The 21,017-nt window shown below is 65.6% G+C and carries 21 protein-coding genes and 1 pseudogene; 7 read left to right on the forward strand and 15 right to left on the reverse strand.

Going from position 1 to position 21,017, the window contains the following annotated elements; translation table 11 throughout:
• Positions 1-91: 91 nt before the first annotated feature.
• The 4 genes from BGI27_RS00870 to BGI27_RS00885 form a co-directional block, all read right to left on the reverse strand.
• Positions 92-1,717 carry an AI-2E family transporter gene (locus BGI27_RS00870; RefSeq protein ID WP_170943003.1) on the reverse strand — a complete coding sequence of 542 codons (1,626 nt, stop codon included), beginning with the start codon at positions 1,715-1,717 and terminating at the stop codon, positions 92-94.
• On the reverse strand, positions 1,678-1,917 hold the full coding sequence (locus BGI27_RS00875; RefSeq protein ID WP_095523045.1) for a hypothetical protein: 240 nt from the start codon (positions 1,915-1,917) through the stop codon (positions 1,678-1,680). The genes BGI27_RS00870 and BGI27_RS00875 overlap by 40 nt, the downstream gene beginning before the upstream one ends.
• Positions 1,918-2,058: 141 nt before the next feature.
• Positions 2,059-2,964: a LysR family transcriptional regulator gene (locus BGI27_RS00880; protein WP_095523046.1), complete on the reverse strand. Its 906-nt coding sequence runs from the start codon at positions 2,962-2,964 to the stop codon at positions 2,059-2,061.
• Between the two features lie 53 nt (positions 2,965-3,017).
• Positions 3,018-3,164: a hypothetical protein gene (locus BGI27_RS00885; RefSeq protein ID WP_170943004.1), complete on the reverse strand. Its 147-nt coding sequence runs from the start codon at positions 3,162-3,164 to the stop codon at positions 3,018-3,020.
• Positions 3,165-3,228: 64 nt separating this feature from the next.
• Here BGI27_RS00885 and BGI27_RS17775 point away from each other — a divergent pair.
• The 4 genes from BGI27_RS17775 to BGI27_RS00910 all read left to right on the forward strand — a co-directional run bounded on the left by BGI27_RS17775 (position 3,229) and on the right by BGI27_RS00910 (position 8,214).
• A protein-coding gene (locus BGI27_RS17775) for an IS5 family transposase (RefSeq protein WP_095523047.1) occupies positions 3,229-3,989 on the forward strand; the annotation gives its coding sequence in 2 pieces (ribosomal slippage) (positions 3,229-3,550 and positions 3,550-3,989; 762 coding nt in all).
• Between the two features lie 115 nt (positions 3,990-4,104).
• On the forward strand, positions 4,105-4,911 hold the full coding sequence (locus BGI27_RS00900) for a zinc-binding alcohol dehydrogenase family protein (protein WP_317984268.1): 807 nt from the start codon (positions 4,105-4,107) through the stop codon (positions 4,909-4,911).
• Between the two features lie 107 nt (positions 4,912-5,018).
• Entirely contained in the window at positions 5,019-5,936 is a 918-nt protein-coding gene (locus BGI27_RS00905; protein WP_095523048.1) for a DMT family transporter, read from the forward strand.
• 148 nt (positions 5,937-6,084) lie between these two features.
• Positions 6,085-8,214: a putative bifunctional diguanylate cyclase/phosphodiesterase gene (locus BGI27_RS00910; RefSeq protein ID WP_095523049.1), complete on the forward strand. Its 2,130-nt coding sequence runs from the start codon at positions 6,085-6,087 to the stop codon at positions 8,212-8,214.
• Positions 8,215-8,231: 17 nt separating this feature from the next.
• Here the strand turns inward: BGI27_RS00910 and BGI27_RS00915 are convergent, their stop codons facing one another.
• From BGI27_RS00915 to BGI27_RS00930, 4 genes are all read right to left on the reverse strand, one after another.
• Complete coding sequence (locus BGI27_RS00915; protein ID WP_223871511.1) at positions 8,232-8,606, reverse strand: P-loop NTPase family protein; 375 nt, start codon at positions 8,604-8,606, stop codon at positions 8,232-8,234.
• Positions 8,607-8,776: 170 nt separating this feature from the next.
• Entirely contained in the window at positions 8,777-9,223 is a 447-nt protein-coding gene (locus BGI27_RS00920) for a GNAT family N-acetyltransferase (protein WP_095523050.1), read from the reverse strand.
• A gap of 48 nt (positions 9,224-9,271) precedes the next feature.
• Positions 9,272-9,496: a DUF3079 domain-containing protein gene (locus tag BGI27_RS00925; protein ID WP_095523051.1), complete on the reverse strand. Its 225-nt coding sequence runs from the start codon at positions 9,494-9,496 to the stop codon at positions 9,272-9,274.
• Positions 9,497-9,526: 30 nt separating this feature from the next.
• The gene (locus BGI27_RS00930; RefSeq protein ID WP_095523052.1) at positions 9,527-10,000 is read right to left on the reverse strand and encodes a MarR family winged helix-turn-helix transcriptional regulator; all 474 of its coding nucleotides are present in this window, start codon (positions 9,998-10,000) and stop codon (positions 9,527-9,529) included.
• A gap of 133 nt (positions 10,001-10,133) precedes the next feature.
• Here BGI27_RS00930 and BGI27_RS00935 point away from each other — a divergent pair, with 133 nt between their 5' ends.
• On the forward strand, positions 10,134-10,721 hold the full coding sequence (locus BGI27_RS00935) for a flavin reductase family protein (RefSeq protein ID WP_095523053.1): 588 nt from the start codon (positions 10,134-10,136) through the stop codon (positions 10,719-10,721).
• 53 nt (positions 10,722-10,774) lie between these two features.
• Here the strand turns inward: BGI27_RS00935 and BGI27_RS17780 are convergent, their stop codons facing one another.
• Genes BGI27_RS17780 through BGI27_RS00955 form a run of 5 tightly spaced genes read right to left on the reverse strand, consistent with a single transcriptional unit; the run spans position 10,775 to position 14,578 of the window.
• Entirely contained in the window at positions 10,775-11,230 is a 456-nt protein-coding gene (locus tag BGI27_RS17780) for an NnrS family protein (RefSeq protein WP_223871512.1), read from the reverse strand.
• Positions 11,230-11,982 carry an NnrS family protein gene (locus BGI27_RS17785; RefSeq protein ID WP_223871513.1) on the reverse strand — a complete coding sequence of 251 codons (753 nt, stop codon included), beginning with the start codon at positions 11,980-11,982 and terminating at the stop codon, positions 11,230-11,232. The genes BGI27_RS17780 and BGI27_RS17785 overlap by 1 nt, the downstream gene beginning before the upstream one ends.
• Before the next feature lie 8 nt (positions 11,983-11,990).
• A complete protein-coding gene (locus tag BGI27_RS00945; RefSeq protein ID WP_223871514.1) occupies positions 11,991-12,791 on the reverse strand; it encodes an ABC transporter ATP-binding protein in 801 nt (266 codons plus the stop codon).
• Positions 12,788-13,582, reverse strand: coding sequence for an ABC transporter permease (locus BGI27_RS00950; RefSeq protein WP_170943071.1), 795 nt, complete (start codon positions 13,580-13,582; stop codon positions 12,788-12,790). The genes BGI27_RS00945 and BGI27_RS00950 overlap by 4 nt, the downstream gene beginning before the upstream one ends.
• Positions 13,583-13,588: 6 nt before the next feature.
• Complete coding sequence (locus tag BGI27_RS00955) at positions 13,589-14,578, reverse strand: ABC transporter substrate-binding protein (RefSeq protein WP_095523118.1); 990 nt, start codon at positions 14,576-14,578, stop codon at positions 13,589-13,591.
• Positions 14,579-14,867: 289 nt separating this feature from the next.
• Between BGI27_RS00955 and BGI27_RS00960 the strand changes: the two genes are divergently transcribed.
• Positions 14,868-15,986 carry a TonB-dependent receptor plug domain-containing protein gene (locus tag BGI27_RS00960; RefSeq protein ID WP_186815397.1) on the forward strand — a complete coding sequence of 373 codons (1,119 nt, stop codon included), beginning with the start codon at positions 14,868-14,870 and terminating at the stop codon, positions 15,984-15,986.
• A gap of 42 nt (positions 15,987-16,028) precedes the next feature.
• Positions 16,029-16,673: pseudogene (locus BGI27_RS17790) on the forward strand (TonB-dependent receptor domain-containing protein); the annotation flags it as partial.
• Here BGI27_RS17790 and BGI27_RS00970 read toward each other — a convergent pair.
• Together BGI27_RS00970 and BGI27_RS00975 are read right to left on the reverse strand one after the other, a co-directional pair.
• Positions 16,559-19,882 (reverse strand): EAL domain-containing protein, encoded by a 3,324-nt coding sequence (locus BGI27_RS00970; RefSeq protein WP_095523054.1) that lies wholly within the window; start codon positions 19,880-19,882, stop codon positions 16,559-16,561. The pseudogene BGI27_RS17790 and the gene BGI27_RS00970 overlap by 115 nt on opposite strands.
• 267 nt (positions 19,883-20,149) lie before the next feature.
• Complete coding sequence (locus tag BGI27_RS00975; RefSeq protein ID WP_223871515.1) at positions 20,150-20,917, reverse strand: DNA adenine methylase; 768 nt, start codon at positions 20,915-20,917, stop codon at positions 20,150-20,152.
• Between the last annotated feature and the right edge of the window lie 100 nt (positions 20,918-21,017).

Here is a 21,017-nt window from a genome sequence, read left to right on the forward strand (position 1 = left end):
GCCCAGGCAGTCAGCCTGAGCATAAGCTCCTTCCTTACGGATACAAGGTCAATGACCTGAAAGGGAGCCCCTGCCCTCACGGTCGGGCATTTCAGGGGGCAATACCCACTTTATCTTCCGGGGAAAGCAGGCGGATTCCGATCTGTACCGCCTCCTGATAGCCACCGATCACTGCGTCCGCGCCGGCATCGGCAAGCGTCAGCTGTGCGACCGGATCATCCGCCTCGCCCAGCACGCGCATCACCACCAATCGTGCCTGTGGCAGCAGGCCGCGCAGCTCCGCGAGTACCTCGCCCAATGCCTGTGCATGCGTCTCGGGCTCCACGCAGGTGATGAAGACCAGCGGAATGCCCTGCCCCTGCCCGGGCACGATCTCCTGCAACGACTCCCACGCCAGATAACACGCCTCGATGCGTTCGTTGTGCAGCACATTGACCAGGATCCGTGCCGTGATGTCGGCAATGTCCCGCCCCACACCCGTCACCAGCACGGATTGCCCTGCGCGCGGCGCGGCGGGTCGCGTCATGGAGACCTGCGGATCAAGCACGGCACCGGCACGACGGCGCTTGCGCAGCGCGGGCTTGCGCGACATCGCATCGATCAGTGCCGACACGGCGCTGTTCATCCGCAACTGCTCGGCCTGCGTGACTTCATGCACCGAGAATTCCTCGTACCCCAGGCGGATGGAGGGCAGCACCACCTGATCGGCAAACTGATGCAACGGCCGATCCTTGAGGAAACGCCGCAGCCCACGTACCAGCTCGGCAGAATCCCCGGCAAGGGCTCGCTGGTAGAAACGCTCCACCTGGGTCAGCGCGGAAAGATCCCCGAGCAGGATCTCCAGGAAATTCAGGGCCGGCACATGACGCCCCGCCACCACCAGACACAGGGTCAGCGGTGTGGACAGGATCAGGCCCACCGGCCCCCACAGGGCACTCCAGAAGATCGCCGCGATCACCACCGAGAGCGGCGACAGGCCGGTGGAGTGGCCATACAGGCGCGGCTCCAGGAACTGTGCGATGACGATCTCGATGAACAGGTAGATCGCTGCCGTCAGCGCCATCAGCATCCAGCCATCCGAAGTCGCCGCGGCCATCAGCATGGCGGCGCCTGCCGCCAGCCAGATGCCGACGTAGGGAATGAAGCGCGACACCGCCGTCAGCGCGCCGAGGAACATCGCACCACTGAGCCCCGCCAGCCCCAACCCGAGCGCCACGAGGCTGCCGACCAGGGCATTCACCGCAAATTGCGAAACGAAGAAACGGGACAGGCGTTCGGTGGCATCGCTGATGGCCTGCGTCGTGGCGCGCAGATTGCCGCCGCTCATCAGGCGGATCATGCGATCCCGCAGGGATTCATAGTCGAGCAGGATGAAGATCAGCACGACCAGCACGATGCCTGCCGTCTGCAGGGGCGGCAGCACGGCTTCGGCGATCTTCGAGATCACCTCGAACGGCTTTGCGTGCGTCGGCACGATCTGCACCGGCGTGGGTGTCAGCCCTCCCGCCGTGGTCGTGGCGGATTCCGGCGAGAGCTGGCTGACCAGCCTGTCGGCCTGCGTGACGACGACATTCAACTTACCCAGCGTCAGCCGGTCCAGTGTCTGCAGCTTGTCGCGAATCGTCGACTCGTACTGCGGCAGGTTGCCGGCCAGGCGGATCGCCTGGCCACCGAGCGTCAGCCCCGCCACCGAAAAGCCCAGAAACAGCAGCAGCACGGAGATCGCCACAGCCTGCCGAGCCCCCAATGGCGCAGGCGGCGGATCAGGGGCGCCATCAACAAGGCCAGCACGATGGCCAGCGCGATCGGGATCAGCACATTGCGCCCGTAATCGAGCATCACCAGCAGGATGGCTGCACCGATCAGGCGCGGCAGTTGATCGGAGGCGGAGCGCGGAGCGTTACTTGTGCCGGACATGGAAGAAACCCATTCGAGGAATCAAGGCGCCAGGGCAGGCCTGCCGGCGCGAGCGTACGCATTGTGTACGAAGCGGACCGCCTGGGCGATGGCATGTCGGGTGACGCGATCGACACCACGTTCGCTCCTGTGGCCCCGGTGTCAGTCCTCGGCCTGCGTTTGGGCGAAACGCGCGGCCAGGAAGGCACGCAATTGCTGCACCACCGGCGTCAGCGCACTGCGATGCGCGGCCACGAGCTGCAAGGGTGCGGGCTGGCCCCAGCCTGACGGAAACAGCTCCACCAGACGGCCAGCCGCGATATCCGACCCCAGATCCAGGCGGGATTTGTAGACCACGCCCAAGCCCGCCACAGCCCAGCGCCGCACGATGTCGGCATCGTCACTGACGCGGTCGCCGCTGACCGGCACCGTGCGTACTCCCTCGGGCAGCTGGAAGCGCCAGCGCTCGTGTGTGTGCTCGCTCATCACGTAGCGCAGGCAGTTGTGGTGACGCAGATCGTCCGGCGCCAGCGGTCGGCCATGACGCGCCAGATACGCTGGCGCGGCGCACAGGCTGCGTCGGTTGTCCGGCACCAGTGGCAGTGCAACGAGGCTTGAATCCGCCAGCTGACCGTAACGCACGCTGGCGTCCAGCGCGTCGCGGAAGAAATCCGCCGTCTGATCGCTCAAGTGCAGATGCAGGCTCAGGCGCGGATGCAGTTGCTGGAATTCATCCAGCCAGCGCAGCAATACGTTGCGGCCAAGATCGGAAGGCATCGACAGACGCAGCGGGCCGGCGACCCCCGCGCGCCCTTCGGCCAACGCCTCCTGCCCGGAAGCGACGGCATCGAGGATGGCCTGTGCATGTGGCAGATAGCGCAGGCCGTCTTCAGACAAACGCATGCGCCTGGTGGACCGCACGAAGAGCCGTATGCCCAGCGCGCGCTCCAGGCGCTGCACTGCGCCACTCGCCAGCGCCGGGCTGAGATCGAGTTCGCGCGCTGCCGCCGAGAAACTGCCGGCACGCGCCGCATGTACGAAAACCCGCAGATCGTCGAGGCGGATCATTTTCGTTTTTCTTTTGAAAGTATTTTCGGATATTGCCTGTTTCCCGCGAAGAATCAAACGCGCAGGATGCGCTTACCCCAACCCGCTGATTGCCAAGGAGCCTCCTCATGAAAGCCATCGGTTTCCACCAGCCTCTGCCCATCGACCACGCCGAGGCGCTGGTCGACCTCGAACTGCCTGCCCCCGTCGCCACGGGGCATGACCTGCTAGAGCCTGTTCACAGTATCCGGAATGTGTTTACATTCTGGAATTTGGGTGTGAGCCATGGATCGGGGAATGTTGAACGACGCGCAATGGAAACGGATTGAGCATCTGCTTCCGGGCAAGCCGACGGACAAAGGCGGTCGGGCGGCGGATAACCGTCGTTTCGTGGAAGCGGTGTTATACACGGCACGTGTCGGAAACCCCTGGAGGGACTTGCCGACGCGTTTTGGGAACTGGCACTCGGTGTATGTCCGCTTTGCCCGCTGGGAGACATACGGAGTATGGGATCGCATTGCTCAAGCACTGCGCGGTGAGGCCGATCTTGAAGAACTCTTCATCGATTCGACAATCGTTCGAGCCCACCAACACTCAGCCGGTGCTCCCAAAAAAACGGTCCGCATCAGGACCAAGCCATCGGGCGAAGCCGTGGTGGATTGACCACCAAGATACACGCCTGCGTGGATGCACTGGGCAATCCGATCCGTCTGATCCTGACTGCGGGGCAAGAGGCCGACGTGACGCAAGGTGCGGCACTGGTGGCAGAGATTCCAACAGGCGCCGTCATTGCTGACAAGGGATACGACAGCGACGCTCTGATCGAAACCATTGAGGCCTCGGGGGCTCAGGCCATCATTCCGCCTCGGAACAACCGCACGATCCAGCGCGAAACTGACTGGCATCGCTACAAAGCGAGAAACCTCGTCGAGCGATTCTTCAACCGGCTCAAGCAGTTCCGTCGCTTGGCGACGCGTTACGACAAGCTGGCCAGTCGTTTCAGCGCCTTCTTGCATCTCGCATGCGCCTATATCTGGCTACTGTGAACACGCCCTAGTCGAAGTGCGCGCGATCTCGGTCAATCCGGTCGATGTGAAGATCCGTGCCAGCGCCACGCCACCGGCCGGCGAAGCACGCGTGATCGGATGAGATGCCGCCGGCATCGTGAGGGCCGTGGGTGACAAGGTGACCCGCTTCAGGCCGGGCGATCGCGTCTGGTATGCCGGCGAGATCAACCGGCCCGGCAGCAATGCGGAACTGCAACTGGTGGATGAGCGCATCGTCGGCCCTGCGCCGCAGCGCCTGGATTTCGCAGAGGCCGCCGCCCTGCCACTGACCAGCCTCACCGCCTGGGAACTGCTGTTCGACCGCCTCAAGGTGCAGGATGCCGACCCCACGGCAGATAACCGCCTGCTGGTGATCGGCGCGGCCGGCGGCGTGGGCTCGGTACTGTTGCAGCTTGCACGCCAGCTCACCGGTTTCACCGTGATCGCCACCGCCTCGCGCGAGGAAACCCGCAACTGGGTACTGAGCCAGGGCGCCCACCACGTCATAGACCACCGTGAGCCCTGGGCGCCGCAACTTGCCAGGCTGGGGCTCCAGGACGTCAGCCATGTCATCGGGTTGAACGCCACGGACAGCTATGTACCGCAGATCGTCGAAGTGCTGCGGGCCGAAGGCCAGCTCGCGCTGATCGACGACCCGAAACAGTTCGACATCGTGCCGTTCAAGCGGAAGGCACTGTCGGTGCATTGGGAGCTGATGTTCACACGCCCGCTGTTCAAGACCGCCAGCCTCACCCGCCAGCACGACATCCTGCGCAAGATGGCCGCACTGGTGGATGCCGGCGTGGTGAAAACCACGCTCACGCAACGCCTCCAGGGCATCAACGCGGCGAACCTCAGACAGGCCCATGCCCAACTGGAACGCGGCAGCACGCGCGGCAAGATCGTGCTGGAAGGCTTCTGAACTGCCGCATCGCCCGCCCCGAAGGGTCTCTCGCAGTGCACAATCGCGGCTTTGGCCGGCCTGGCGCCCCTGGCGCAGGCCGGCGACTCATGCGGGAGTTTCCAGGAATGTCCTCATCGCCAGCAGCAGCCGGCCAGAAGGCGGATTGGGCCGGCATTGCCATGCTGACCTTGCCCCCCTTGTTCTGGGCGGGCAATTTCATCGTCGGGCGCGCCATGCGCGATACCGTGCCGCCCCTGGCGCTATCCTTCGACCGCTGGGTGATCGCCTTCTGCTGCCTCTCCCCCTTCGCCTGGAGGGCAATGCTGCGGGATCTGCCGCGCTACCGGGAATTCTTCTGGCGCCTGCTGGGGCTGGCAGCCACCGGCGTGGCGGCATTCAACGTGCTGGTGTATTTCGGCCTGCAATCGACGAGTGCGGCCAACGGCATGATGCTCAACTCCTTCATCCCCCTGCTGATCGCAGGCATCGGCGCGCTGTTCTACCGGCAGCGGCTCACGCCGGCACAGATCGCAGGCTTCATCGTCTCCTTCTTCGGCGTCACGCTCATCGTCTCGCACGGCGATCCGCGCACGCTGGCCTCACAGGGCCTGTCGCAAGGCGATGCATTGGTGTTCATCGCCACAGTCTGCTGGGCCTTCTATACGCTGTGGCTGCGCCAGATCCCGGCGGAGATCGACCGCCTCGGTCTGATGCTGGCGCAGATCGTGATCGCACTGGTACTGCTTGCGCCCCTGCTCGCCTGGGAAATGGCCAGCGGCCGGCACGTCGTCTGGGGTACGAACTCCCTGCTCGCCATCGCTTATGTCGGCGTTTTCCCGTCCGTACTGGCCTTCGTTCTCTATGGCGCCGGCGTGATGCGCGTGGGCGCAGCACGGGCAGGCCTTTTCATCCATCTGCTGCCCGTCTTCGGCACCCTGCTTTCGGTGACACTGCTGCGCGAACCATTGCACGGCTATCAACTCTTCGGCATGGGCGCGATCCTGGCGGGCGTGGCCTGGGCCAACCGACCGGCGGGGCGCTGAAGCCCTTTCGTCACACAAGCTGCAGGTTTGCAAATAGAAGAAAAACAAGGCCCTGCGATAAGCCTGCGTGCGCTGTTTTCGTGCACGCCTGGAGTATGCTTCGCCCTCAAAGAACGAGAGCCCCCGTTTCTCGCCGGGCGATGTACGAATGATGACTTCTCCGCTGATCAGCGCTTACCTGGTCTCAGTCGGCATCCTCCTGATGGCCGGCGCGCATGCCGCGATCCTGGCCTGTGGCCGGAACCACGCGGCCGCGAAGTGCTTGTTCGCCGCGCTGTGCTTCGGCTTCGCCGGTTTCCAGTTCTTCAACGCCATGCAGAACGCAGCGCCGGATCATGCCAGTGCGCTGGCGGCGCACCGCTGGGTCGGCTTCTTCTCCATCCTCGTCATCCCGCTGATCGGCTGCGCGACCGCAGCCCTGGATACGCGTCGCTTCCCGCTGCGCACGATGCTCGCGCTGATCGCCTTTTCCGCCCTGGCGATCACCTACAACTTCCTCACGCCTTACGGTTACCGCTTCTACAAGCTCGCACCCGACCTGATGCTGACGCTGCCCTGGGGAGAGCATGTCTGGCTGATCCGTGGCGAGCCCACGCTGATATACCGGCTGATACGACTGGTATCGCTGTGCGTGATGATCTACATGATGCAGGTCGTGTTCTCGCACGCCCAATTGCGGGACAGGCTCTCGCGACTGCTGATCGGCGCAGGCGTGGCTGTGCTGATGGTGGCTGCACTGCTGGCCGGCATGTCGGACTCCGGCACGCTCGCCATTCCCTACCTCGGCGGCTTCGTCTTCGTCTTCCTGGCCGGAGCGTTCTCCTTGCTGATCCGCCGCGAACTGATCCGGCACGCACTGAACGAAAAACGCATCGAACGCGCGCTGCACCGGGAAGCACGCAGCCGACGCCTGGCCGACGCGCGGGCGGACCGCAACCTGCACACCGACACCCTGACCGGTCTGCCGAACCGGGCCGGCTTCTTCCTCAAGCTGCAAGCCCTGATGGCACAGGGGGCACACCAGGACGCCATGATCGTGGTGCTTCGGCTGGATATCGACCGCCTCGGCATCCTCAAGGGAACGCACGGCATCGCCACCAGTGACGAGGCCCTGCTCAAGGCCAGCCAGCGACTGCTCGACAACATCCGCAACAGCGACGTGCTGGCACGCACCAGCAACGATGGCTTCGCACTGATCGGCAACCATCTCGCCGACAAGGCCGGCATAGAAGCCTTCCGCCGCAAACTCGGCAGCATCTTCGAGCAGGCCTTCGACATCGGTGGCCACAGCCTCAAGCTCACCGCCTGTGTCGGTACCGCAATCTTTCCCGACGACGCGCTGAGCGCCACCGACCTGCTGGCCGCCGCGGAACTCGCGTTGCAGGACGCCCGCAGCGTTGGCCCCAACCAGCAACGAAGCTTCCGTCCCGAACTGCAGGAAAAGCTGCGCCAGCGCATCGATCTGGAGTCGGCACTGCGCGAAGCACTGTCACGCCGGCAACTGTTTCTCTGCTACCAACCCCAGATCTGCGCCGATACCAGCCGTACGCTGGCCTTCGAAGCACTGATCCGCTGGCAGCATCCGGAATACGGCCTGGTGCCCCCCGCACACTTCATCCCGCTGGCCGAAGCCATCGGGCTCATCAACCCCATCGGCGCCTGGGTCGTCGAGACAGCCTGTGCCCAGCTGGCCGCCTGGCATCGCGCCGGCCATCGCCCGCTGCGCATGGCCGTCAACCTCTCCGCCCGCCAGCTGCTGGACCCCACGCTCGAAAACACCATCCTGCGCGCACTCGCGGAAACCGGCCTGACGCCCCCCGATCTCGAACTAGAGATCACCGAATCCGTGCTGATCCAGGACCCCAAACGCACCGTCGAGCGTCTGCTCGCGCTGCGCAAGCTGGGCCTGCGGCTTTCCATCGATGATTTCGGTACCGGCTATTCCTCCCTCAGCTACCTGCGCATCCTCCCCGTCCACGCCCTGAAACTGGACCGCAGCTTCGTCGACGAAATGGACAAGGACACCATCAGCCGGGAGATCTGCGCCAGCACCATTCGCCTGGCCCAACGGCTGCAACTGGAAATCGTGGCCGAAGGTGTGGAAACGGAAACCCAGGCACAGCAACTGCGGGAGCTCGGCTGCCCCATCTTCCAGGGCTACCTCTTCTCGCACCCGCTTGGTGCCGAGGCCGCCGAGCAGCATCTGCAGCACAAGCGCTCATCCGAAAATCCATGCCTCCTGCCCCTGAACTCCGGGCCGGCCACAGCAGTGCCCTGAGCGGGAGCGCGCCGGAATCAGGTCGCCATCTGACGGAGCACCGCATCGCACAGGTGCTCGACAGGCTCGGCGGAATCCAGGCGGATAACTGGGCAATGCAGCGTGGTCATCCAGCGCTCATGCAGATCAAAACTACGGACTGGTGCCCTGGCATGATCGTAGCTGCTCGCCCAGGCCATGAACTCCAGATGCTGCTGACGCATATCACCACCAGGCTCAAGCCGGTCGCCATACCGCGTCTGCTCACGTGCGGCGATACGGGCCATGCGGACCGCCGGATCCAGGGAAAGGAATACCGCCAGCGTGAAATAAGGCAGTAGCGGACCACCCCAGCTGCAGAGCGAACCGGACAGCACCCAGCGCGCCTCATCGCGGATATCCCGCTCGATCATCGCGATGCGTTCGCCTGCGCTGCGCCTGTGCGTGAATGGCGGCTCGGTCGGATGCTAGTAGTACGAATCCGTGTCGAGATGGCGTCCACCGATCGCCCTGGCCAAGCATTCACCCAATGTAGTGGTGCCGGAACCGGAAGCACCGAAGACGTGGATCCCGAGGCCCTTCATCACCCAGCCACCAAGCGCTTTCTGAACAGCATCTGGCCATCGTCCTGGACGCCTTCGGCACGCCAGCCCAGAGCGCGATAGAAGCCGTTGGCTCTGACCTCGGGGCGACTGTCGGTCAGCAGCCAGGCCTCGCTGCACGCCTGCGAAAGCAGCCAGCCCTCTGCCGTGTCCAGCAGCCGTCGGCCTACGCCTCGCCCCTCATGTGCCGGATGCACGAACAACGCGAAGACACAGGCCTCACCGGCATCCGCCATGGCAAAACCGAGCAGGACGCCCTCTTCATGAACGACCCAGCCACGGCTGCATCCCTCCAGCATTCCGGGAAGGCTCTCCGGCGTCACGCCAAGCTCGGCCAGCGCTGCACGTGACATATGGTTTTCACGCACGCTGGTGCGCAACTCGAACATCGCCTGAACATCACCCGCCGTGGCGACACGCATCTCCATCCGCATTTCTTCCACCTCCCGGGCAAATCCGCCGGAGGTTCTCACGAATCAGGTCGCGGAGTCTCGCGTCGATGGCATCGCCTCAGCTACCTGCTCCGGCTGATCCCGACTTTCCGGAGTCCATTCGAACCAGTCGTCACCGAAAGTTTCGACCGGATGGGGCGTGCGCTCCGAACCATTGCCACACGCCATCGAGCCCGCCGGGCAGTACTTGTCGCAGCCCCAGCAGATGCGTTCCGGGTGCGCGGGGTGGATCGGGAATTTCTTGGCCATCGATGCTTCTCCAGGCTGAGCCACGCGCATTCATGACGCCTGACGCCGGCCGCGACGCGGCGCGGGCGAGGCCGGCCCGGGAGCGGCCGATTCGCGGTCCTCGTCGTTGAACGCGGTGATCCGCGCCACGCGGAAGGTTTCCTGCAACGAACGCAGTTCCGCCTCGTGCAGGGCCGCCAGGCGTTGCAGGTGCTGCTCGCCCGCCGGCTTGAGGTGGATTTCGACGCGGCGCCGGTCCGCCTCGCTCTTGCGCCGCTCCACCAGATCCAGCTCCTCGCAGCGCGTGAGCAGCGCCACGGCGCCGTGGTGATGCATCTGCAGGCGCTCGGCGAGTTCGCCGACGGTGGCCCAGTCCCGCCCCGGAAAACCGCGTACATGCAGCAGCAGCAGGTATTGCAGCGGCGTGATGCCCTCCTGCTTGGCGGCCGTCTCGCTGAAATGCAGGAAGCGGCGCAGTTGGTAGCGGAATTCCGAGAGCGCTTCGTAGTGTTGCTTGGTCAGCATGGTTTGATCCGGGCGAACTTGCATCAAGTTGTGATGTATCTTACGCTGCAAATACATCATGTGGTGATGGATTTTTGAATGCGCGGGGGCGTCATCGACGGCGCCCGGCCCGCCGCCAACGGAGAGAAACGACATGCACAAGACCATCGAAGCCAAGGCCCTGTACTGGGGCAATACCGTCATCCTGCTGAGCACCATCGATGCCACGGGGCAGACCAACATCACGCCGATCTCGTCGAGCTGGTCGCTCGGCAAGGGCATCGTGATCGGCCTCAGCCTGAACGGCAAGGCCATCGAGAATCTCGAACATCACCCGGAAATCGTGCTGAACGTGGCCAGTGCGGATCTCGCCAGCCAGGTGGCGGCCATCGAGCGCTTTACGGGCAAATTGCCGGTGCCGCCGGAAAAGGAGAAAGCCGGTTTTTCCCACTGCGCCGACAAGTTCGCCGCCGCCGGCTTCACCCCCGAGCCCTCCGTGCAGGTCCGCCCGGCGCGCATCCGCGAATGCGGCATCCAGGTGGAATGCACGGTGGCGCACATCACCCGGCGCGACGGTTTTGCCATTGTCGAACTCCAGGTGCGCTGCGTGCATGCCGCGGAAAGCCTCCTCAAGGAAAGCGACCGGATCGACGCCACGCGCTGGCAGCCGCTGATCTACAACTTCCGCAGCTATCACGGCATCACCGCCAGCATGGGCGGCAACTTCCGCTTCGAGAACTGAGCGCCGCGGCTCTCCACCATACCGTCATGCCGGAGGGTATTCAGAGCAGCGGCTCAAGGCGGCCCCATGCAGCCCCGGCGGCCATCCGCCCGCGCCCGCCACAGCACCGGGCCAAGACGGCAGCTCAGCAGGGCGAAGGCGCCGGCCCACAGCAGCGAGGGCAGGCCGTAGGCGAAGGGCGCGAGCCAGCCGGCGGGCAGCCCCGGCCAGGCGATGGCGGTGCGCAGCAGACTGGCGGTGACGATCATCGCGGCGCCGATGGGCACCCAGGCGCGTTCGTCCAGTTCCAGACCGCTGTGATTGCGCCCGGCGATGCAGATCACGCAGTAGATCGACAGGCCGAAGGCGCCCACCGTCAGCAGATGGCGGCCGGCGCCCAGCCAGGCCGCCGCGTCGCCGAGCACCGCCAGCCCCATCGCGGCGTAGCCGGCGGCCATCAGCGCATACACCGCGTAGAGTATCAGCGCCCAGCGGCGCAGCAGCGGCCGGCCGACGTGCCAGTCCCCCATCAGGTTGAGGATCGCGGCGGCGGCGGCCGGGCGAGATACACCGGGTGACGGCCTGCGAGGGCGTCGCTGTCCTCGGCATCGGCGCCGGAAGTCAGCACGGCATGCTCCGCGTGGTATTCCTCGATCGCCAGATTGACGATGCGCATCGAAATGCGGCTCAGCGCCACCACGACGAGCATCATCATCAGCCCCACGCAGGCATGCAGCCAGCGCTGCGGCGGCAGGCTGCGCAACAGATCCGCCTGATGCCCGAGCGCCACCAGCAGCAGGCCGCCGATCCCCCAGGCGAACGCCATCTGGCGCCGCTCCGGATCGGCCCACAGGCGAGGCAGCAGCAAGGCCAGCAGACCGCCGAGCAGACCGGCCCAGGCCAACGCGGTGAGCAGCACGGCGAGCGGATGCGCGAAGCCCGACGCCAGCACGCCCACCAGCCAGCAGGCGGCCAGCGTGCGGCCATAGCGCTCGGGAAAAGGCGGCGTATCGGTGAATTCCGGCCCGGCCACCAGCACGAAGCCCGCCACGGCGGCAAAGCCGAAACCGAACAGCAGCCCTTGCGCATGCCAGCCGAACGGCCCCGCCGGCAATGCGAGGGCGGCTGGCGGCAGCAGCGGCAAGCCGTGGCCGAGGAACAGCCCCCACAGCAGCATCAGCGCCACGGCGACCAGGCTGCCGGTAAGGAAGAAGGGGCGGAAGCCGCACTGCCAGAGCGGGTGGCTCAGGCGCAGGCAGGCGGGCAGTGGCATGCGTGTCATGGCGGATCTCAGCAGGAAAGCGCGCGCGGCATCTGCGCGGCCCGTGGCGCGGGGGCCGCGCCCGGCAATTCGAAGCAGCTGCGCACCAGCGGCACCTGCAACAGCTTCGCGGTCTCGGCATGGACCCAGGCGGCATCCCGCGCGGCCGGCGCGAGGTCCGGCCGGTACTCGTGCAGGATGCGGCCGGGGTGCGGCGCCATGATCAGGATGCGGTCGGCCAGGCCCATGGCTTCCATCACGTCATGGGTGATCATCAGCACGGCGGTGGACTGCTGGCCGCGGTATTCGAGCAGCAGTTCGTGCAGCTGCGCCTTGAGGCCGATATCCAGCGCGGCGAACGGTTCGTCGAGCAGCAGCAGGTCTGGCGCCGTGACCAGGGCCCGGCCCAGCGCGACGCGGCTCTGCATGCCGCCCGAGAGCGCATGCGGCCAGGCCTCCAGCGCCAGCGAATCCAGCCCCAGGCGCAGGCCGATGGCCTGTGCCGCCTCGCGCGCACGAGCGCGCGGCACGCCCTCGGCGCGCAGGCTCAGGGCGATGTTGTCGCGCGCGTTCTGCCAGGGCAGCAGGCGCGGCTGCTGGAACATCATGGCCGGCCGCGCGAAGGTGTTGACGAGGCGGCCCGCCTGGAGATCCAGCAGGCCGGCGCACAGATGCAGCAGCGTGGTCTTGCCGCAGCCCGAGGGGCCGAGCAGCGCCAGCACCTCGCCCGCGCCGAGGTGGAAATGGATGTCCTGCAACATCGGATGGATGCGCCAGGCGTATTCGAGGGCGTGGACGCCGAGCTGCTTGCCCGGCAGGTGGCGCGTCATCGTGTGTTCTCCCGCCAGCGTTCGAGCTCGAGCCGCAACGGTTCGAGCAAACCGTATTCGACGCACAGCAGGCAACCCAGCACGGCGACCACCCAAGCCAGCGTGGCAGCGGTATCGAGCTGCGCGCGGCTGATGGCGAGCGCCGCCCCCACGCCGCGCTCGCTGGCGAGCAGCTCGGCCATCACCACCACCTTCCAGGCGCTGCCCAGCGCGGTGATCGCGGCCGGAAACAGATAGGAAAGGATGTGCGGCCCATAGACTTCGCGCAGGCGCATGCCCAGTGGCAGGCGGCAGGCGCGGGCCATGTCGCGCAGGCCGGCATCCAGCGTGCGTGCGCCCTGCAGTGCGCCGGCGAAAACAATCGGAAAGCAGGCGACGAAGACGGTGAATACCGGCGTGCCGTCGCCCATGCCGAACCACAGCAGCGCCAGCACCAGCCAGGCGATGGGCGGCGTGCCCAGCAGCACCGTGATCAGCGGCCGCGCCAGCAGGGCGACGGTGGCCGAGAGCCCGGCGCACAGCCCGAGCAGGCTGCCGGCGGCCAGCGCCAGCCCGAGCCCGATCGACGCCCGCCGCGCCGTGATCAGCAGTTCGCCGCCAAGTTTGCCGGCGGCGAGCAGTTCGCCCAGACGTTGCAAACACGTCAGCGGGTCCGGCAGGATCAGCGCGCCGTAGATCGCCGATAGCCCTTCCCACAGCGCGAGCAGGAAGAGCAGGCTGCAGGCCGCGCCCCAACCGCCCCAGAGATAGGCCGGCAGGCCGCGCAGCACCCGTTTCAGGCTGTGCAGCATCGCGTGTCAGACGCCGTAGAAGGCGTCGTCTGGCAGCTTGTTGCCGACCAGGCCGGCGTCATGCCGCATCAGCTGGGCATAGAAGAATTCCAGCGATTGCCGCGCCTGCCGCGCCGCAACGGATTCCATGCGGCTGGTGCTCAAGGCATCGGCGGCGGCCTCGGGCGTGATCATGTCGATATGCTTGGCGAGCAGGCGGCCCGCGGCGGCCGGATCGGCCAGGCAGGCGGCGAGCGAGCGGGTGTAGGCGGCATGCACGCGCGCTTGCAGCGCGGCGTTGCCAACCATCGCGCCGCAGGCGATCAGGCCGGCCTGCGGGATGCGGTCCTGCCGCTTGAAGGCACGGCCCCATTCCGTCTGCAGGTCCACGGCGCGGTGCAGTTCGGGCGCGACCAGGCCCAGCGGGAAGGATTTGGTCTTGCGCAGCGCCATCGAGGCCGCCGGCTCCTGCAACAGGGCATGGTCCACCCGCCGCGCGATCAGCAGCTGCATCGCTTCCACCGGCGAGGCGACGTAGCGTTTCTTCAGCGCGATGCCCTCCATGGCCGCGAGCTGGCTGAGCACGATGTCCGGCATGTCGCCGCGAAAAGGTACCGCGATCTCCTCGTCGCGGAAGTCCGCCAGGCGTTTCTTGTCCGCCGAACGCGAGACCAGCCACAGCAGGCCCCAGGTGGAGATGTTCACCAGCTGGAGTTTCGCGCCGCGGTTGTAGAGCGTGGCGGCGACGTTGCTCGGCGCGGCGAGGAAATCCGCCTTGCCCTCGATGGCCAGCAGGCGGAGCTGGTCGGGGTCGCGCCAGGGCTGGAAGCTGACCTGCGCGGCCACATCCGCCAGCGCGCCGCTTTCCACCATATGCACCAGCGGCGCGGAAACCGTGGCCGCGGGGCCGGAGAGCCGCAGCGCCGGAAGCTGCGTCCGGGTGGCGGCGCGCAGGCCCGGCGCGAGGGCGAGCGAGCCGAGCATGGACAGGCAGAGAAACTGGCGACGACTTGGCATGATGAGCCTTTCGAGCAATTGACAATCATTCGCAACAAGTCTGACCTGCCTTCGTCCGGGCGCGACATGATTCATGTCAAGAACGGCCAGACCGCTGCCGCGCGGCCCGCTCACCAGTCGCCCGAAGCCCGTCGCCGCGAAGGATCGCCGCGGGGTCGCCCACGATCCGTGGGCTGGCGAAAATTGACCCAAATCAATTACGAATGATTCTCAACTTCAGAAACTAGCCGCCCATTGGCACCTCGGCCAAGACAACACGGCAAGCGCGCTTGCCCACACTGGAGCTCCCATGATCCCGAATCCGCTGCGTCCGATAGCGCTTTCCCTGCTGGTCGCGTTCTCCCAGGCGAATGCCGACGACACCCTCCTGCCGACGGTCACCGTCACCACCAAGGGATACGAGTCCGACGACCTGAGCGCGCCCGTGTCCTCCACCGTGCTGGATCGCACCGAAATCGACCGCCGGGCCGGCCAGAATCTAGGCGACGCGCTGCGCGGGGAGCCCGGCATCGCCATCGCCAGCGACAGCGCCCAGGGGCAGAACCCGACGCTGCGCGGCCTCGGCCGGGACAGCATCGTGCTGCTGGTCGACGGTATGCGCTTCAACTCGGCCCAGCCGGCGGGCGCGATCGCCTCCTTCATGAGCCTGGGGCTGGCCGAGCGGGTCGAGGTCGTCAAGGGCGGCTCCTCGGTGCTGTACGGCACGGGCGCGCTGGGCGGTGCGATCAACGTCCGGCTGCCGCAGGCGCGCTTCACTCCCGGCGTGGGTGTCGAGGCCGGCGCTTCCTACGACTCGGCCAGCCAGGGAATCCGCGGCACGGCGGTCATGAACACCAGCAGCGGCGACCACGCCCTGATGCTTGGCGCCTCGCTGGCACGCATCGACGACTACCAGTCACCGGAAGGCAAGGTTGCACGCACGGGCTACGATTCCGACAGCTTCATCGGCCAGTACCGATTCCGCCTCGACTCTCAACAGCAGGTCCGCATCTCGGCTCAGTTGCACAAGGATGAGGACGTCTGGTATCCCGGCTCGACGCGTCCGCACGCCACCAACCCGGCCACGCGCTCGGTCACGGTCCACTCCCCGAAGCAGGAACGCCGTCTCTTCGAACTCGGTTACAACCGCCAGGGCGCAACCGACACTTCGCCCAATCTCGATCTGCGCGTTTACCGTCAGGAGATGGAGCGTCAGATCTATGCCAACGCCAACTGGCTGGAGCGCGACATCATCACCAACGAAGTCACCTTCCAGACCGATGGCATCGATGCCAGGACCGACTGGCAGGTCCATCCGCAGCACCTGCTGTCCTTCGGCCTCAATGCCTGGGAAATGACCGGCAACCCGGACCGCCGGATGGCCGCCGCCCCCGGCTTCACGAGCTTCGCCAGCAACAATCCGTTCTAGAACGCCAGCATCCAGGCCATCGGCGGCCATGTGCAGGACGACATGCGCTTCGGCCAGCTCAGCGTGCTCACCGGGCTGCGCTACGACATCGTCCGCTCGGACGCCGACAGCATGAACAACGGCGCACGCACCACCGGCCTGGACAATCAGGACCGCGCCCTCTCCGGCTCACTGGGCGGGCTCTACGAGATCACGCCCCTGCTGCGCCCCTACGCCAACTATGCCCGGGCCTTCCGCGCGCCCGGCATGCGCGAGCGCTATGAATCCGGCCAGCGCGCCGATGGTTACTACTACGCCGGCAGCCCGGAAGTGGAAGCCGAAAAGGCCGACTAGATCGAGCTCGGCATCAAGGGCGCCAGCGAAGACTTCAGCTACCAGCTGGCCGCCTATTACAACCGCATCGAGAATTACCTGACCGGCCAGATCCTCAGCGGCAGCGCCGCGGTGACGGCCTGCGGCGCCGCGAACGCGGCCAGTTGCAAGAAGACGGTGAACCTCGGCAGCGCCACCATCAAGGGCATCGAAGCCAGCGCCCGCTGGCGGCTCGTGCCCGGCCACTGGCTGAGCGCCGGCTACTCGATGCTCAGGGGGCAGAACGACGATCTCGACGAGCCGTTGTTCCAGATGCCGGCGGACGAAATCTCCCTGGGCTGGCAAGGCACGCTGATGCGTGATGTGCAAGGTGACTTCACCCTGCGCCTGGTGGACCGCCAGGACCGCGTCGCCACGCAATTCACCAATGGTGCCGAGAACCCCACGGCCGGCAAGGGGCGGGCGAAATAGTAGCCCTGGATCTCGTCGCACCCCTGGCTGCGCAGGCAGTCGCGCTGTTCCACCGTTTCGACCCCCTCGCCGACGACCTTGAGCCCAAGGCGGTGCGCCAGATCGATGATGGCGGCGGCGATCACGGCGCCGCCACCGTCGCCGGTGATATCGCGCACGAAGGACTGGTCGATCTTGAGCGCATCGATCGGGAAACGCTGCAGATAGCCGAAGCTCGAATAGCCGGTGCCGAAATCGTCCAGCGACAGGCGCACCCCCAGCTGCTTGAGCGCTTGCAGGATCTCGAGCGTGTGCTGCGGATCATCCATCAGCATGCTCTCGGTCAATTCAAGCTCCAGGCTGCCGGCGTCCAGACCATGGCGCGCCAGCGCGCCCTGCACCACCGCCGGCAGATCGCCTGCATGGAATTGCCGCGCCGAGACGTTGAGCGCAAGGCGGCATTCGGTCATCCCTGCGTCGTGCCAGGCCCGTAGCTGGCGGCAGCTTTCATCGATCACCCAGGCGCCGATCGGCACGATCAGGCCGGTCGCCTCGGCGAACGGAATGAACTGCGCCGGCGGCACCAGACGCCCATCGCCCTGCCGCCAGCGGATCAGCGCCTCGGCACCACAGGCACGGCCACTGCGCAGATCGGCCTTGGCCTGGTAATAGAGCACGAACTCCTGCCGTTCCACGGCCCTGCGCAGAGCGGCATCGAGCTCCAGCCGCTGCAGGGCATCCGCATTCATCTCGGCGGCATAGAAGCAGAATCGGTTGCGCCCCTGGGCCTTGGCCTGGTGCAGGGCAGCATCCGCATTGCGCAGCAGGTCGTTGGCGTCGTCGCCATCGTCCGGGTGGATGCTGATGCCGATACTGGCACCGATGTAGAACTCCGCGCCATCCGGCAGGCTGAAAGGCCTGGAGAGTGCAACCAGTATCGCGTGTGCCATTCCGGCAACGGTTTCATGATGATCGATGGACTCCAGGATCAGCATGAATTCATCCCCTCCCAGACGCCCGAGGGTGTCCTCGCCCCGCACGCACCGACGCAAGCGCGTGGCGACCTCGACGAGCAGCTGATCGCCCGCCTTGTGCCCGAGGCTGTCATTGACCGTCTGGAAACGGTCCAGATTCACGAACAGCACGGCCACGCGCCGATGTGAACGCGTGCACTGTTCGAGCGAATGCTCCAGCCGGGAGTGCAGCAGCAGGCGGTTGGGAAGATCGGTCAGCGGGTCGTAGTGCGCGAGGTGGGCCAGCTGCTCTTCGCTGCGCCGCTGCTGGCTGATGTCCGTCATCAGCACCACGTAACGGCTCACCTGATGATGCTCATCCAGCACCGACGAGATGGTCATCCAGCACAGATACAGCTCACCGCTCCGGCGCCGGTTGCGCACCTCGCCCTGCCATTGCCCGGTCCGCTGCAGGCTGGCCTGCAGGGCGCTGTAAAACTCCGGCTCATGCTGGTCGGAGCGCAGAGCGTGGGTATCCTGACCCAACACCTCGGCCTCCGCATACCCGGTGATTTCGGTGAAAGCCTGGTTGACGGCCAGGATTTCACCCTCCGGCCCTGTAATGACCACCGCTTCGCGCGCGCTCTCGAACACGGTCGCTGCCTGCCGCAGGTGTTCATCGGCCTGCCGGCTCTCGGTGATGTCATAGGTGATGCCCACATAACGCCCCGCCAGACCGTGCGGCGAGGTCACGGGGTGACCACGTTCGCGCACCCAGCGACGGCTGCCATCGGGACGCACGACACGGTATTCCACGTCGAACGCCTGCCCTGCCTGCATCGCCTGCTGCTCGGTCTGCCAGACCCGCTCGCGGTCCGCTTCGTCGAGCGCCAGCAACTTCGCGGCCGGGCTTTCGTACAGCGCATCGCAGGGACGCTGCCAGATGGCTTCGTACGCGGGGCTGACGTAAGCGTAACGAAGCGGGAGGGTTTCGATCAGCCAGATGGCCTCCGGAATCGTCGCCGCGATCAGGCGGAAACGCTCTTCGCTTTCCTGCAGCGCCTGTTCGGCAGCCTTGCGCGGCCCGACGTCCTCGATCACCGAGATGAAATACTCGGCCGCTCCCAGCTCGTTGCGAACCAGGGCAACGGTGAGCTTGATCCAAACCACCTCGCCGCCCTTGGTGATGTAGCGTTTTTCCAGCTCGTAGCTGTTCAGCTCGCCACTGAGCACCCGGCCCACCAGCCCGACATCGAGGTCCAGATCGTCCGGATGGGTGATCTCCTGGAAAGTCAGCTTGAGCAACTCGTTATAGCGGTAGCCGACGATCTCGCACAGTTTGCGATTGACGCGCAGCCAGCGCCCATCCGGCGCGACATGCGCGATGCCCACGGCGGCCTGCTCGAAAGTCGCGCGGAAGCGTTCCTCGAGATTGAGCAAGCGGCGCCCCACCCGGCGCCGCTCGTTGAGCAACCCGGCGATACGCGCCAGCAGATCATCGACGGTGCAGGGCTTCTGGATGTAGCCCTGCACACCGTGACGCAGCAACTTCGCGCGCAGGGCATCATCGGCCTTTGCCGTGAGCATGACGATGGGTGTGTCGTCGAGATCCGGATGCTGGCGGATGACCTCCACCAGCCGGTCGCCACTCATGCCAGGCATCATCACGTCGGAAATGATCAGCGCGGGCAACAGATCCAGTGCCTGCCGCAAGCCCGCGTGCCCATCGAAGGCGTTCGCCACCCGGTAACGTTCGGACAGGGCCGACGTGATGAAGGCATTCATGTCGGGGTTGTCCTCGATCACGAGGACCAGCGTGTTGATCGGGCTCCAGTAGCGCACCTCGAAGCCACCGCCCTCCTCCGGCGGCTTGCGGATGTCGTACTTCTGCACCGGCATCGCATCGACCTGGCCGGTCTGCAGCACACGCATCAGGGAAACGCGGAGATTCCTGACCCCTTCAGCCTCGGGGTCATCAGGATTGTCCGGAAAGACCTCGAAAATCCCCTTGCCAAGGATGTCTTCCCGCCGGGTTTTCGTGGCGCGGGCATACGCCTGGTTCACGGCCACGATCCGCAGTTGCGGGTCGAGCACAAGATACAGCCCCGGCGCCGCATCAAAGAGGCGCTCGTACTCGGGCGTGCGGACAGCGGGCTTCCCGGATGCCCCTTCTTTCGTCATTCCTCCACCTTTGCCTTCAACGCACCTACCAGGAGCCCGAAGACCATCGACAGACCCGACGGCCTCTGGCGCCCTGGAACCTTGCGAACCAGTTCAATGTAGATCGGCACCGCCCACCGCCTTGGTGGATAGCCCCGTTGTACAGTAAAGCGCGCCGCGATAAATGCGGCTTCGGAGGCGAGATAAATGGATTGTCTCAGCGTTTCGCTGAGTGAAACAAATTTACGCACTAGAAAACAGGCCGGCGCGATGCCGGCCTTGTTGTTTCTACCAGTTGCGGATGATCAGCTCTCCGGATCGCGCTTTGGATCGCCCAGAGCCTCCCACCTGATAGTTGATCTCCACCCGCTCCATCGTGAGCCCTGAGAACGCCTGCCGCATCTCCGGGATGTCATTCACGCTGATAACCATGCGCCCCTTGATCGATCTGGCCAGGTTGGCGATGTGGGTGTATTCATCCAGACCGAATTCGAAGCCATAGCCTTCTGTGCCCCAGTACGGCGGATCGCAGTAGAACAGGGTGTGCTCGCGGTCATAGCGGCTGATGCACGCTGCCCACGGCAGGTGTTCGATGTAGGCGTGCACGAGCCGCAGGTGAGCTGCTGCAATGTCATCCTCCAGCCGCATGAAGCTCAAGCGAGGGGCCGAGGTGGTGGCCGTGCCGAAGGTTTGCCCTTCCACCTTGCCGCCGAAACCGCACTTCTGCAGGTAGTAGAAGCGGCTGGCGCGCTGAACATCGGTGAGCGGCTCCGGCGGGCTGACCTTCGCCCACTCGTAAATCTGTCGGCTAGTCAGCGCCCACTTGAACTGCCGGGCAAACTCTTCCGGGTGATGCTTGACCACCCGATACAGGTTGATCAGCTCGCCGTTGATGTCGTTGAGCACCTCGGCCTTTGCGGGCGGCTTGAGGAAGTAGAGCGCTGCCGCACCGCAGAAGGGTTCAACGTAGCAGGTATGTTCAGGAAACAGCGGGAGGATGTGTTTGGCCAGGCGGCGCTTGCCGCCGATCCATGGCACGAGAGGTTTGGCTTGCATGGGCATCTCCAGATACAGACGCTCCAAGGCGCGCGGGTGTGGGGCGCACGGCCCTTGTATCTTTAAGCCTCGGACCGGCTCGGGTAGCCCGAGCGGCCTC

Source organism: Candidatus Dactylopiibacterium carminicum (genome assembly GCF_014736495.1).
GTDB lineage: Bacteria > Pseudomonadota > Gammaproteobacteria > Burkholderiales > Rhodocyclaceae > Uliginosibacterium > Uliginosibacterium carminicum.

Coding starts and splice junctions, on each gene's coding strand:
- BGI27_RS00875 (WP_095523045.1), bottom strand. CDS start 1,917: ATGTCCGGCACAAGTAACGCTCCGCGCTCCGCCTCCGATCAACTGCCG.
- BGI27_RS00880 (WP_095523046.1), bottom strand. CDS start 2,964: ATGATCCGCCTCGACGATCTGCGGGTTTTCGTACATGCGGCGCGTGCC.
- BGI27_RS00885 (WP_170943004.1), bottom strand. CDS start 3,164: ATGCCCCGTGGCGACGGGGGCAGGCAGTTCGAGGTCGACCAGCGCCTC.
- BGI27_RS00905 (WP_095523048.1), top strand. CDS start 5,019: ATGTCCTCATCGCCAGCAGCAGCCGGCCAGAAGGCGGATTGGGCCGGC.
- BGI27_RS00910 (WP_095523049.1), top strand. CDS start 6,085: ATGATGACTTCTCCGCTGATCAGCGCTTACCTGGTCTCAGTCGGCATC.
- BGI27_RS00915 (WP_223871511.1), bottom strand. CDS start 8,606: ATGATCGAGCGGGATATCCGCGATGAGGCGCGCTGGGTGCTGTCCGGT.
- BGI27_RS00920 (WP_095523050.1), bottom strand. CDS start 9,223: ATGGAGATGCGTGTCGCCACGGCGGGTGATGTTCAGGCGATGTTCGAG.
- BGI27_RS00925 (WP_095523051.1), bottom strand. CDS start 9,496: ATGGCCAAGAAATTCCCGATCCACCCCGCGCACCCGGAACGCATCTGC.
- BGI27_RS00930 (WP_095523052.1), bottom strand. CDS start 10,000: ATGCTGACCAAGCAACACTACGAAGCGCTCTCGGAATTCCGCTACCAA.
- BGI27_RS00935 (WP_095523053.1), top strand. CDS start 10,134: ATGCACAAGACCATCGAAGCCAAGGCCCTGTACTGGGGCAATACCGTC.
- BGI27_RS17780 (WP_223871512.1), bottom strand. CDS start 11,230: ATGGGGGACTGGCACGTCGGCCGGCCGCTGCTGCGCCGCTGGGCGCTG.
- BGI27_RS17785 (WP_223871513.1), bottom strand. CDS start 11,982: ATGACACGCATGCCACTGCCCGCCTGCCTGCGCCTGAGCCACCCGCTC.
- BGI27_RS00945 (WP_223871514.1), bottom strand. CDS start 12,791: ATGACGCGCCACCTGCCGGGCAAGCAGCTCGGCGTCCACGCCCTCGAA.
- BGI27_RS00950 (WP_170943071.1), bottom strand. CDS start 13,582: ATGCTGCACAGCCTGAAACGGGTGCTGCGCGGCCTGCCGGCCTATCTC.
- BGI27_RS00955 (WP_095523118.1), bottom strand. CDS start 14,578: ATGCCAAGTCGTCGCCAGTTTCTCTGCCTGTCCATGCTCGGCTCGCTC.
- BGI27_RS00960 (WP_186815397.1), top strand. CDS start 14,868: ATGATCCCGAATCCGCTGCGTCCGATAGCGCTTTCCCTGCTGGTCGCG.
- BGI27_RS00970 (WP_095523054.1), bottom strand. CDS start 19,882: ATGACGAAAGAAGGGGCATCCGGGAAGCCCGCTGTCCGCACGCCCGAG.
- BGI27_RS00975 (WP_223871515.1), bottom strand. CDS start 20,917: ATGCAAGCCAAACCTCTCGTGCCATGGATCGGCGGCAAGCGCCGCCTG.